Annotated in this window: 12 protein-coding genes; all 12 read right to left on the bottom strand. The window is 72.4% G+C overall.

Translation table 11 applies throughout. The features are described from left to right. Nucleotides 1–21: 21 nt before the first annotated feature. The gene (locus tag ACN27D_RS34770) at nt 22–1,428 is read right to left on the bottom strand and encodes an MmgE/PrpD family protein (protein ID WP_358171580.1); all 1,407 of its coding nucleotides are present in this window, start codon (nt 1,426–1,428) and stop codon (nt 22–24) included. Next, nucleotides 1,421–2,260 (bottom strand): cyclase family protein, encoded by an 840-nt coding sequence (locus ACN27D_RS34765; RefSeq protein ID WP_421501053.1) that lies wholly within the window; start codon nt 2,258–2,260, stop codon nt 1,421–1,423. Before ACN27D_RS34765 ends, ACN27D_RS34770 begins: the two co-directional genes overlap by 8 nt. Before the next feature lie 31 nt (nt 2,261–2,291). Beyond that, complete coding sequence (locus ACN27D_RS34760) at nt 2,292–3,491, bottom strand: CaiB/BaiF CoA transferase family protein (protein WP_252448003.1); 1,200 nt, start codon at nt 3,489–3,491, stop codon at nt 2,292–2,294. Beyond that, nucleotides 3,484–4,341, bottom strand: coding sequence for an IclR family transcriptional regulator (locus ACN27D_RS34755; RefSeq protein WP_121685366.1), 858 nt, complete (start codon nt 4,339–4,341; stop codon nt 3,484–3,486). The genes ACN27D_RS34760 and ACN27D_RS34755 overlap by 8 nt, the downstream gene beginning before the upstream one ends. A gap of 45 nt (nt 4,342–4,386) precedes the next feature. Continuing rightward, complete coding sequence (locus ACN27D_RS34750) at nt 4,387–5,376, bottom strand: EamA family transporter (RefSeq protein ID WP_358171584.1); 990 nt, start codon at nt 5,374–5,376, stop codon at nt 4,387–4,389. Then, on the bottom strand, nt 5,363–5,827 hold the full coding sequence (locus ACN27D_RS34745) for an Ohr family peroxiredoxin (RefSeq protein WP_358171585.1): 465 nt from the start codon (nt 5,825–5,827) through the stop codon (nt 5,363–5,365). The genes ACN27D_RS34750 and ACN27D_RS34745 overlap by 14 nt, the downstream gene beginning before the upstream one ends. Then, the gene (locus tag ACN27D_RS34740; protein WP_358171586.1) at nt 5,824–6,651 is read right to left on the bottom strand and encodes an alpha/beta fold hydrolase; all 828 of its coding nucleotides are present in this window, start codon (nt 6,649–6,651) and stop codon (nt 5,824–5,826) included. Before ACN27D_RS34740 ends, ACN27D_RS34745 begins: the two co-directional genes overlap by 4 nt. Continuing rightward, the gene (locus tag ACN27D_RS34735; RefSeq protein ID WP_421501052.1) at nt 6,648–8,012 is read right to left on the bottom strand and encodes a M20/M25/M40 family metallo-hydrolase; all 1,365 of its coding nucleotides are present in this window, start codon (nt 8,010–8,012) and stop codon (nt 6,648–6,650) included. Before ACN27D_RS34735 ends, ACN27D_RS34740 begins: the two co-directional genes overlap by 4 nt. A gap of 35 nt (nt 8,013–8,047) precedes the next feature. Further along, on the bottom strand, nt 8,048–8,794 hold the full coding sequence (locus ACN27D_RS34730; protein WP_358171589.1) for an SDR family NAD(P)-dependent oxidoreductase: 747 nt from the start codon (nt 8,792–8,794) through the stop codon (nt 8,048–8,050). A 100-nt stretch (nt 8,795–8,894) separates the two neighbouring features. Continuing rightward, nucleotides 8,895–9,755 (bottom strand): ABC transporter permease, encoded by an 861-nt coding sequence (locus ACN27D_RS34725; RefSeq protein ID WP_123109428.1) that lies wholly within the window; start codon nt 9,753–9,755, stop codon nt 8,895–8,897. Nucleotides 9,756–9,767: 12 nt separating this feature from the next. Beyond that, nucleotides 9,768–10,598, bottom strand: coding sequence for an ABC transporter ATP-binding protein (locus tag ACN27D_RS34720; protein ID WP_181726621.1), 831 nt, complete (start codon nt 10,596–10,598; stop codon nt 9,768–9,770). A 25-nt stretch (nt 10,599–10,623) separates the two neighbouring features. Continuing rightward, nucleotides 10,624–11,733, bottom strand: a complete 1,110-nt coding sequence (locus ACN27D_RS34715) for an ABC transporter substrate-binding protein (protein WP_123109427.1) — start codon at nt 11,731–11,733, stop codon at nt 10,624–10,626. Nucleotides 11,734–11,841: the final 108 nt, after the last annotated feature.

The raw sequence follows: 11,841 nt of genomic DNA, 5'->3' as shown, positions 1-11,841 counted from the left end.
GTGTTGCTCCTCGTGCTCGGTTCAGCGGCGGTTGATCAGGCCCATCAGGCCGTGGACGTCGGGGGCCCGGTCCAGCCGGTGGACCTCCTCGGCGATGCGGTCGGCGGTCGCCTCCGGCAGGGCGGCGGCGTTGGTGCGGAACTTGACCGCCAGTTCGGCGTCACTGAGCGGACGCTGCGGCCCGCCCCGGTTGGCGAGCACCTCCTGCACCCACTCCCGCCCGTCGCGGGTGACCACCCGCAGCACGGCCGGGAACTGGTGCGGGAAGATCGCGTCGCACCGCTCGTCGCCCACCACGTCGACCAGCGCCATCAGCGCCCGCCGCTGCGGGTCGTGGGCGAGGGCGTCGGTGAAGTCGGCGAGGTCCACGCCGAGACCGCCGCCGCCGACCAGGCCGGCGACCACCGCGTACGGGCCGCTGAACTGCGCCTCGTAACCGGTCTGCGGCGCACGCTTGCGCTCGATGGGCTGGCCGATGGTGCGCACCGTCGGCGACGGCACGCCGAGCGTGATCGACTCGATCTCGTCCAGCGGCAACCCGCGCTCGCGCAGCGCGATCGCCGCGTCGATGGCGGCGTGGGTGAAGTGGTTCGCCGGGTACGGCTTGAAGAAGATGCCCGGTACCGCCCAGTCGGTGCCGAGCCCGCGGACGATCTCGTCGCCGTCGAACTCGCCGCGCAGGAACGCCTGGAAGAAGCCGAAGCGTCCCTCCAGCACGGTCGGCGGCCCGGTCACGCCGTGCCGGGCCAGCTGCGCGGCGCTGACCGCCGCGTGCGCCGCCCAGCCGCAGTGGATCCGCTTGACTGTGCCGCCGTTGCGGTTGGACTCGATCAGCCCGGCCGCCATCGAGGCGGACACGCCGAGCGCGTCGAGCGCGCCGTCGGCGTCCAGCTTCAGCAGCCGGGCCGCCGCGACCGCGCCACCGAGCGTGCCGCAGATCGAGGTGGCGTGCTGTCCGTGCTCGAAGAAGACGGAGTTGCCGGCCGCCGGGTCGTAACCGGCCATGCCGAGCCGGACGCACACCTCCAGGCCGACAGCGATGGCCGCGACGGTCTCCCGCCCGGACGCCCCGGAGGCCTCGGCGGCGGCGAGCGCGGCCGGCACCACCGACGCGCTGGGGTGCAGCACCGAGGGCAGGTGCGTGTCGTCGTAGTCGAGCGAGTGCGCCAGCACGCCGTTGGCGAACGCGGCCAGCGCGGCCGGGACCTTCTCGTCCAGTCCGACAGCGGTGGCCTGGCCCCGGCCGCCCTGCTCGGCGACGTAGTCCAGCGCCGCCTGGCTGGTCGGCAGCGGCCGGGCCGCCACGCACAGGCCGAGCACGTCCAGGACGCGGGCGCGGACGCTCGCGACCACGTCGTCGGGCAGCGTCTCGGCGGCGGTGTCGGCGGCGAAGGCGGCCAGGTGGCGGCCCAGGGTCGGCTCAGCCACGGCTGATCACCGCCAGCGGGCGCACCGGGGAGCCGGTGGCGCCGTACAGCGGCAGCGGCGCCATGACGAAGGTGAACTCGTGCACCCCGTCGCGGGCCAGTTCCTCCAGCGCCATCGTCTCGATCAGGTAGATGCCGTGCTCCACCAGCAGGATCCGGTGCGCGGGCAGCGTGCTGTGGCCCTTGCCCGGCGGCAGGCACTCGAAGGCGATGGTGTCCGCGCCGGCCGCGTGCACGTCGCGCTGCGCCAGCCAGGTGGCGCCGTCCGCGCCGACCCCCGGCACACCGGAGTCCTTGCCGATGTACCGGTTGCGGTCCTCGTGGTCGAACAGCCGACCCCAGCCGCTGCGGATGAGCACCACGTCGCCCGCGCCCACCGGCGTGCCCTGCCGGGACACCGCGGCGTCCAGGTCGGCGGGGGTGATCTCGTAGCCGGGCTCGCAGCTCTGGACGCCCAGCGCGGCGGGCACGTCCAGCAGCACGCCGCGGCGCACCATCGGCGCGACCGTGTGCACGCCCAGCTCGTCGAACCGGCCGCCGACCTGCGCCGCGGCGGCGTCGGCGCCGCCGTGCAGCCGGCCGTCCTGGGACACGTGCGCGAGCGCGTCGACGTGCGTGCCGACGTGCGTGCCCATAACCAGCAGGTCGTTGGCGGCGGAGCCGCCGTCGGCACGCACCATGTCGCCGTGCCGGCGCGGCAGGGTCAGCCCGAACGCCGGGTGGTTCGGTGACTGCGGCATGCCGACGGTCAGCCGCCGGCCCAGGTCGTAGATCGTGACGCCGGCCTGCACGGCGTCGAGCAGGCGGTCGGCGGTTCTGGCAGTGGTGCCCACGGGGTTCCTCGCGTTTCGGCTGTCGGCGTCGTCAGGCGACGACGCCACGGGCTTTCAGGTCGGCGATCTCGGCTGGGTCGCAGCCGAGCTCCTCGACGAGCAGGGCGTCGGTGTCGGCGCCGGGGGAGCGGCCGGTGAAGCGGATCCGGCCCGGCGTCTCCGACATCCGCCACATGACGTTGTGCATCCGCATCGGACCGAGGTCCGGATCGTCGACCGTGGTGATCATCTCGGTGGCCTGCACGTGCGGGTCCTCGACGATGTCCTTGGCGCTGTAGACCGGGGCGACAGCGGCGCCGGCCTCGGCGAACGCCGCCGCCACCTCGTCGCGGGTCCGCTCGGCGATCCACGAGCCCACGTACTCGTCGAGCAGGTCCGCGTGCGCCACCCGCCCGACGCCGGTACGGAACCACGGCTCGTCGATCACCTCGGGGTGGCCCACCAGCCGCAGCACCCGCTCGGCGATGGCCTGGGCGCTGGTGGAGATCGCCACCCACGAACCGTCCTTGGTCTGGTACGTGTTGCGCGGCGCGTTGTTCGTCGAGCGGTTGCCCTGCCGCTGCTCCACCACGCCGAGCTGGTCGTAGACGGTGGGACCGGGACCGACAGCGGTCATGATCGGTTCCAGCAGGCTCATGTCGACGACCTGGCCCCGGCCGCCGGAGCGCTCCCGGTGCCACAGCGCCATCATCACGGCCGACGAGGTGGCGATGCCGCAGATGCTGTCCGCCAGCCCGAACGCGGGCAGCGTGGGCGGGCCGTCGGCGGTGCCGGTCAGGTGGGCGAACCCGCTCATCGCCTCGGCCAGCGTGCCGAACCCGGCCCGGGAGGCGTACGGGCCGGTCTGCCCGAAGCCGGTGATCCGGGCGATCACCAGACCGGGGTTGACCCGGTGCAGCTCCTCCGGGCCGACGCCCCAGCGCTCCAGCGTGCCCGGCCGGAAGTTCTCCACCAGCACGTCGGCCCGCTCGGCCAGCCGCAGCAGCAGCGCCGCGCCCTCCGGCGCGGACAGGTTCAGCCCGACCAGCCGCTTGTTGCGGGAGATCTCCTTCCACCACAGGGGATGGCCGTCCTTGGCCTTGCCGTGGCCGCGCATGCTGTCACCCATGGTCGGATGTTCGATCTTGATCACGTCGGCGCCGTAGTCGCCGAGGATCTGACAGCACAGCGGTCCGGCGAGGATCGTCGAGACGTCCAGCACCCGCAGGCCCGTCAGCGGTCCGTCACTCACCTGTTCCACCTCCCCAGTTCTGTTCCTGACCCGTCCGGCCGGCGACACGCTGCGCCGGCGGCCGGAAACCCAGTTCGGCGGAGATCTCCGCCGCCGCCGCGGCGACCAGCGCACCGTGCGCGGCGCACACCTCCGGGGTGAACCGGTTCTGCGGCCCGCACAGCGAGATCGAGCCGAACACCTGCCCGGTCGCGTAGCGCACCACCGCGGCGACGCTGCCGGCCCCGTTCTGCCGTTCACCCATGCTCACCGCGTACCCCTGGCGGCGGACCCGGGCCAGCTCGGCCCGCAGCTTCGCGGTGGAGGTGATGGTCGCCGGGGTGACCGCGTCCAGCGGGTGGTGGCCGAGGTAGTCGTCCACCTCGGCGTCCGGCAGCGCCGCCAGGATCGCCTTCGACGACGACCCGGAGTGCAGCGCGTGGCTGGTGCCCAGGGACACCGACATCCGGACCTCGTGCGGCGAGAGCACCTGGTCGATGTAGACGCGCGACCAGCCCTGCCGCACCGACAGCGTGGCGGTCTCGCCGCTGTCGCGGACCAGCCGGACCAGGTACCGGCGCGCGATGTCCGGCACGTCCAGGGCACGCAGCGCGGCCAGGCCCACCGCCAGCGCGCCGGTCCCGAGGCGGTACCGCTTGGTCTCCTCGTTGAAGGTGAGGAAGTTGTCGGCCACCAGCTCCTTGAGGATCCGGTGGGCGACCGCCTTCGGCAGGCCCAGTTCCCGCGCGATCGTCGACACGCCGAGGGTCTCCGGTGCCCGTTCGGCGATGATGTTGACGATGTCGAGGGCGCGTCCCAGACCGGAGCGGGTCCGGCCGGCGCTGCTCTCGACGACCGTTGTCGTGATCATCTCTGTTCCTCCAGTGTCGACGTACGTGGGCGGGGTCGCCGGGCGTCAGGCTGGTGCGACGGGGGTCTTCCCGGGCGGGAGGCCGCCGGCCTGCCGGGGTCGCTCCCGCGCGATGACGAGCGCCACCGAGGCGAGCACCACGGCACCGGCGAGCACCTGTCGTCCGGACAACGATTCATCCAGCACCATCATGCCGAGCAGGACCGCCACCACCGGGTTGACGTACGCGTAGGTGGACGCGAGCTGGATCGGCGCGTTGCGCAGCAACCAGGTGTAGACGCTGAAGCCGACCACTGTGCACACCAGCATCAGGTAGGTCCACGCCAGCCAGGACCGGCCCGTCACGTCGGCCGGGCGGAAGCGCCCCAGCTCACCGCTGGCCACGCTCGCCACCGCCACCGCGACGCCACCGACGAGCATCTGCCAGCCGGTGCCGACCAGGTGGTCGGCCGGCATGTGCAGCCGCTGCGACAGCGTCGAGCCCAGCGCCCAGACCATCGTGGAGACCACCAGCAGCAGCATCCCGCCGAGGTGCCATCCCTGCGTCGGCACCGAGAACAGCAGCGCCAGCCCGGCCACCCCGCCCAGTACGCCCACCGCGGCGAGCGCCGACGGGCGCGGACCGACCGCCAGCCGCAACACCAGCACCCACAGCGGCATGCCGGCCACCACCAGCGACGTCAGCCCGGTCGGCACGTACTGCTGGCCCAGGGCGAGCAGCGCGCTGCCCGCACCGACCATCAGCAGCCCGCTGGCGCCCACGCCGCCCCACTGCCGCCGGGGCAGCAGCAGCCCGGCCGGTCCCCGGCGCAGGGCCGCCACCGCGAACAGCAGCAGCGCGGCGGCCAGGAACCGGGCCGAGGTGGCGACCAGCGGCGGGATGCTGTCCAGGGCCACCCGGTTGCCCAGGTAGGTCGAGCCCCAGATCAGGTAGACCGCGCCGAGCCCGGCGGCCAGGGCCATCGGGCCGGCGGGCCGCTGCGGATCCGCCGGGTGGCGGACCGCTGCGGGCCGGGTCAGGTCAGCGGTGGCCATCGACCCGGATCGCCACCGCGGTGTTGCCCCGCAGGGCGTTCGAGTAGGGACACATCCGGTCGGCCAGCTCCACCGCGCGTTCCAGGTCCGCCTGCGGGCACTGCGGCGCGGACACGTCCAGCGTCACGGCGATCGCGTACCGGCCGTCCTGCGTCTGCCCGAGGGAGACCGAGGCGGTGACAGTGGTCGGACCGGGCCGGATGCCGGCCTGCCGGGCGGCCACCGTGAGCGCGCTGTCGAAGCAGGCCGCGTACCCGGCCGCGAACAGCTCCTCCGGGTCGGTGCCGGGCGCGTCCGGACCCCGCTGCGCGGGACGGGTCAGGTCGACCCGCAGCGACCCGGTCAGCGACCGGGCGCTGCCGCCCCGGCCGCCGGAGACCTCGACGGTCGCGGTGTAGAGCGTGTTCGCCGGTACGACCTTCGCCTCGGCGACCGGGGTGCCGGCGTTCACGCCGCCACCTCCCGCCCGAGGTCGGCGTTCACCTGCGCGGCGACCGCGTCGGCGAACGCCTCCGGCTGCTCGTCGGCCACGAAGTCGGTGCCACCGGGGATGGTGACCAGCTCGGCGCCGGGCAGCGCGGCCCGCACCTGGGGCGTCATCCGGTCCAGCAGGTCGTCGGCGCCGTGCAGCAGCACGATGGGCAGCGCGTCCAGGGCGGCCGTGTCCACGTGGTGGTCGAACACCGCCCGGTACGCGGTGGCGTAGTCCGGGCCGGTCAGCAGGTACTCGGTGACCTGGCGGTCCGCCTCCTCCGGGGTCAGGCGGGGGTACAGGCCGTACACCCGGTCCCAGATCACCTTCAGATGCCCGCCGTCGCGCGCCGGCACGTAGCCGGGCGCGTACGACCGCTTCTTCTCCGCCCGCTCCTGCTCGTCGTAGAGCGGGATGCCCTGGAGGATCAGCCGGTGCACCCGCTCCGGCGCGGACATCAGCGCCTGGGCGCCGACGATCGCGCCGGTGTGCTGCCCGAGCAGGTGCACCCGGGACAGTCCGAGGGCGTCGGCGAACTGCCACACCCCGGCCGCGTACTCCGGGATGGACCACGGGCGCGGCGGCGCGTCGGACATGCCGAAGCCCGGCGTGTCCGGGGCGATCACCCGCAGGCCGCGGCGGGCCAGCGGCTCGATCACCGCGTCGTAGGTGGCCGAGGAGAGCGGGGACTGGTGCAGGATCAGCAGCACCGGGGCGTCGGCGTCGCCGCCGTGCCGGTAGTGCACCTGACCCCACGGCACGTCGACGTAGGCGCGGCGGGCCACGCCGCGGGCCCGGGTCACTCCGCCACCGCCAGCGCCGCCATGACCTCGATGACGTGCTTGATGCCGGCCTTGTAGTCGTCCAGCCGGATGTTCTCGTTCGGGCCGTCCACACCGGAGTCGGCACGGGAGACGCCGACGCCGACGATCGGCCGGTCGGCGATCACGCCCTGGTTGCCGATCCACTGCGTGTACGGCTCGATCACCGGCTCGGTCCCGTACACCCGGCGGGCCGCGTCGGCGACCAGCGCGACGAACGGGTCGCGGTGGTCGGTGAGGTTGGGCCGGCTGGTCGCCATCACCTCGATGCGCAGGTCACCGAAGCCGGTCGCCGCCAGGTGGTCGCGGATGCAGCCGAGCACCCGGTCCGGATCCTGGCCGGGGACCAGCCGGATCTCCAGCTTGGCCGAGGCGGTCGACGGGATGCCGAGTGTCACGTCGTCGCGCATGTCGCCGCCGGCGAAGCCGGCGACGGTGAGCGTCGGCACGGTCCGGATGGCCACGGCGGCGGCCTGGTCGTCCAGGTCACCGGTGAACCGGTCGACCTGCGCCCGCTTGCGCAGGAAGTCCCCGTCGAACGCCACCTGCTCCAGCAGCGCCCGCTCCTCGTCCGTCGGCGGCCGGGCGTCGTCGGCGAAACCGGGGATCGTCACGGTGCCGTCGGGCCGCTGCAACTGCGCCAGGGCGGCGGCCAGCCGGGCCGTGGCAGCCGGCAGCAGCGCGGTGTTCTGGCTGGTCAGGTCGCGCGGCAGGGTCTGCGCGGTGAGCCGCAGGTAGAGCACGCCCTTCTCGGCGAGCTTGAGCAGCAGCCGGTCCTCGCCGTCGAGCCAGGAGTTCTCCCACAGCGCCGCGTCGCTGGCGAGCCGGTCGGCGTGCGCCTGCACGAACGAGCCCAGACCCGGGCTGTGCAGCCACTTCTTGCCCTCGAAGATGATCCGGTTGGTCACCGGCGGGGTCAGCCCGGCCAGCTTCCAGGCCGCCGCCGCGTGGATGCGGGACATGACGACGCCCTTGTCGTCGGCCACGCCCCGGGCGTACAGCCGGCCGTCGTGGATCTCCGCCGCGTACGGCGGGCTGATCCAGTCGGCGTCGTCACCGGCCGGCTCGACCTCCACGTCGTAGTGGGTGAAGTGCAGCAGCGCCTTGTCACCCTCGCCCGGCACCTCGGCCAGCACGTACGGGTACGACTGCTCCCACGGGATGATCTCGGCTTCGCCGCCCCAGCGGCGGACCGACCCGGCGATGAACTCGGCGGTGGCCTCCATCTGCTCCGGCTCCTGGCGGCGGCTGCGGATGCGGCACAGCTGCTGGAGCTCCTCGACGAACTCGTCGAAGTGCGCGTCGACGGCCGCGAGAGCGGCCGCGGTATCCGGTTTGGGCATGGTGGTCCTCACAGAAGGGGTCGGAGAGGGGGAAGTCAGTGGATGGTGACGCCGCCGTCGACGAAGATCGTCTGCCCGGTGGTCATGGCGGCGGCGTCACTGAGCAGGTAGGCGACCGCGTTGGCGACGTCCTGCGGCTGCGCCATCCGGCCCAGCGGGATGCTCGCCATCTTGTCGGCCAGGTACGCCTCGTCGCCGCGTACGTCGGAGGTCATGTCGGTGGGGACGATCGTGGGTCCGACGGCGTTGACCCGGATCCGGTCCGGCGCCCACTCCAGGGCGAGCACGCGCGCCATGTGCATCACGCCGGCCTTGCTGACGCAGTACCCGAGCGTGTTCAGTACCGCGATGTGCCCGTTCGTGGAGCCGATGTTCACCACCGCGCCGCGGGTCTGCCGCAGCGCCGGGTACGCGGCCTGGCACATCCGGAACGTGCCGGTCAGGTTGACGTCCAGGACGGCGGTGAAGTCCTCCTCGGACATCGTGGCCGCCGGCCCGCGCCGGACGATCCCGGCGTTGTTGACGAGCAGGTCGAGGCGGCCGTGGGAGTCGAGTACCTCGGCCACCAGGTCGATGCAGGAGGCGGCCGACCGGACGTCCACCCGGTGCCGGGTGTGCGCGCCGCCGGTCAGCTCGGCCTCCGCCCAGTCGTCGAGCAGGTCGGCCTGCGCCACAGTCGCGCCGCGCTGTGCGAGGGTCGCGGCGATCCGGGCGCCGATGCCGCGGGCCGCACCGGTGACCAGTGCCACCCGCCCGTCGAACCGGTTCGGGTCGGTGTTCATGTCTCGTGTCCTGCCTTTCCCGTTCGGCCACCGGCCGGGCGGGCGTGAACCACGCCCGGCCGGTGCTCCGCACGCGTGACGACGGTCCCGTCAGCTGTCGTCACGCGCCGATCACCTTCGTGTCCTCGGCCCAGAAGGCCAGGCGCTTCTGCAGCAGCCGGATCACGAAGTGCGCCACCAGACCCATCACCGACAGGACCACCAGGACGGCGAACATGCCGGCGATGTCGAAGTTGTAGTTGGTCTGCAGCAGCAGGTAGCCCAGGCCCTCCTTGGCGCCGATGAACTCGCCGACGACCGCGCCGAGGATGGCGAAGACGATGCCGATGTCCAGGCCGGCGAAGATGAACGGCAGCGCGCTGGGCAGCCGGACCATCCGGAAGATCTGGGTCTTGCTCGCGCCGAACACCGTCAGCATCTGGATCTTGTCGGCGTCGGCCGCCCGCAGACCCTCGATGACGTTGACCAGCATCGGGAAGAACGAGATCACCGCGGCCATGACCACCTTGCTGGTCAGGCCGAAGCCGAACCAGACCACGAACAGCGGGGCCAGGGCGACCTTCGGCACGGTCTGGAAGGCCACGATGTACGGCATCAGGGTGGCTTCGACGATCTTGATCTGGGAGATGAACGTGCCGAGGATCAGCGCGGCCCCGACACCGATCACGAACCCGAGCAGCGCCTCCTGGGTGGTCACCCAGAAGTGACCCCAGAACTGGTCGTCGCCGAGCTGCTGCCACAGCGACTCGACCACGCTCGACGGCAGCGGCAGGACGTACTCGTCGACGCCGATGAGCTGGACGCCGTACTCCCAGGCCAGCACGACCACGACGAAGACCGTCGGGACCAGCCAGAGCTGGGGCTTCTCGCGGAGGTCGAACTTGCGCCGGGCGGGCCGGGCGGGCCGGGCGGACGGCGCCGGTGGCTGGGCCGGCTCGCGGACCAGGTTGCTTGTTGCCATGGCTGTCCCTCGTCAGTCGATAACGCCGGCGGCGTTGAAGTGTCGGCGGATCCGCTCCACGTAGACCCCGGCCCGGTCGGACGACATGACGCCCAGGTCACGCGGCCGCTCCAGGTCGATGTCCATGACCTCCGCGATCCGGCCCGGCCGGGGGCTGAGCACGACCACCCGGTCGGAGAGGAACACCGCCTCCGGGATGGAGTGCGTGACCAGCACGATCGTCTGGTTGCTCTCCTGCCAGATGCGCAGCAGCTCCACGTTCATGTACTCGCGGGTCATCGCGTCGAGCGCGCCGAACGGCTCGTCCATCAGCAGTACCGCCGGGTCGTGCACGAGCGCCCGGCAGATGCCGGCCCGCTGCTGCATGCCGCCGCTGAGCTCGTGCGGGTACTTCTGCTCGAAGCCGTTGAGACCGACCATCTCGAGCAACTGCTGCGCGCGTTCCCGGTGCCGGCGGGGATCCAGTCGCTGGATCTCCGCCGGCACCATCACGTTGTCGAAGATGGTGCGCCACGGCAGCAGCGTCGGTGCCTGGAACACCATCCCGACCTCGGGAAGGGGCTTCGTCACGTCCCGCCCGGCGATCCGTACCGCGCCGCCGGACTTCGGGCTGAGCCCGGCGAGGATCTTCAGCAAAGTGGTCTTGCCGCACCCGGACGGTCCCACGACCGAGATGAACTCGCCGCGACGTACCGTCAGGTTGATGTCGCTCAGCGCCTGGGTCGGTGCCGACTTCCGGGGCCGGTACTCCTTGTCCAGCCCGTCGATCTCGATCCAGGAGTCTTCCGACACCGATGCCGGAGCCTGCGTCTGCGCCCGCCGGGCCGTCGCCTTGATGGCCATCGAAATCCCTTCCGCTGTCCGCTGCCTAGGCGGTGTAGTTCGCGGCCTTGCTCAGCACCGCGGCCTTGTCGAAGTCGTTCGCGCCGGAGAGCAGGCTCGGGTCCCACAGCTTCTTCAGGTCGACGTCGCCGGTGATCTGCCCGGCCTCCTTGGTGTACGCCTGGGTCTTCGCCCACTCGTCGTCGCTGATCGCGCCCCAGTCGCCGAACTGCTCCGGCTCGCCGCTGGCCGGGGTGGCCGTCTTCAGCCAGGCGGTGAGGCTCTCGGTGTCGGCCTTCAGGCGCTCGTCGGCGGACTTGCCGGCGAGGATCTGCGGGAAGACCTTGTAGCCGATCTTCATGGCGGCCTCGGGGTTCTTCGCCGAGAAGAGCATCGCCTTGTACGCCGCGCGCAGGAACCGCTCGTACGAGTCCTTCTTGGCGTCGAAGTCACGGGCGCCGACGCTGAAGGTCAGCGACCGGATACCGGAGAACACGTCCGGGTTGGTCAGGTACTTCAGCTCGGTGCCGGCGTTCTCGATGACCGCGTACGCCTGGGTGTAGAGCGCCAGCATGTCGACCTTGCCGTCGTTGAGCGCGGCGGCGGCCTGCGCGCCGACGCCCACCGGCAGCAGCTCGACGTCCTTGGCCGGGTCCAGGCCGGCGGCCTTGACGTAGGCGCGGGCGTACGGGGCCGAGCCGGAGGCCAGGCTGATCACGCCGATCTTCTTGCCGCGCAGGTCGGCGCCGCCGGTGATCGGGGAGTCCGGCTTCACCGCCATCACCCACGGCCAGTTCTGCACCAGGCCGCCGATCGCCTTGATCGGCACGTTCTTCTCCACCGCGCCGAGCGCCGAGCCGGCGTCGGCGGGGGTGATGTCGCCGCTGCCGGACGCGACCGCCTGGAGGGCGGCGACCGAGCCGTCGGCGTTGATCGTCTCGACGGTCAGCTTCTCCTCGGCGAAGTAGCCGAGTTCCTTGGCGACCGCGTAGACGGCCACCTCCTCCTTCGGGCCGATCACGGCGGAGGCGATGGCCATGGTCAGCTTCGCCTCCTCGCCCTCGCCACCGGCGCCGTCGTCGGAGCCGCCGCCGCACGCGGACAGGACCAGCGCGGCGGCCAGCGCCGCCGGGAGCAGAGCCCACTTCCGTTTCATATGCACACACCTCGTCATGAGTCGGGGGAGACCACCTCCGCCGCCGGAGCGGCGGAGGTGGGGGAATCAGGCGTCGCGCTGCTGCGCGACGAGTGCCGGTCAGGCGTC

Source organism: Micromonospora sp. WMMD1274, assembly GCF_049179035.1.
GTDB classification, from domain to species: domain Bacteria; phylum Actinomycetota; class Actinomycetes; order Mycobacteriales; family Micromonosporaceae; genus Micromonospora; species Micromonospora tulbaghiae.
This window is presented reverse-complemented; position numbering and strand designations above follow the sequence as displayed.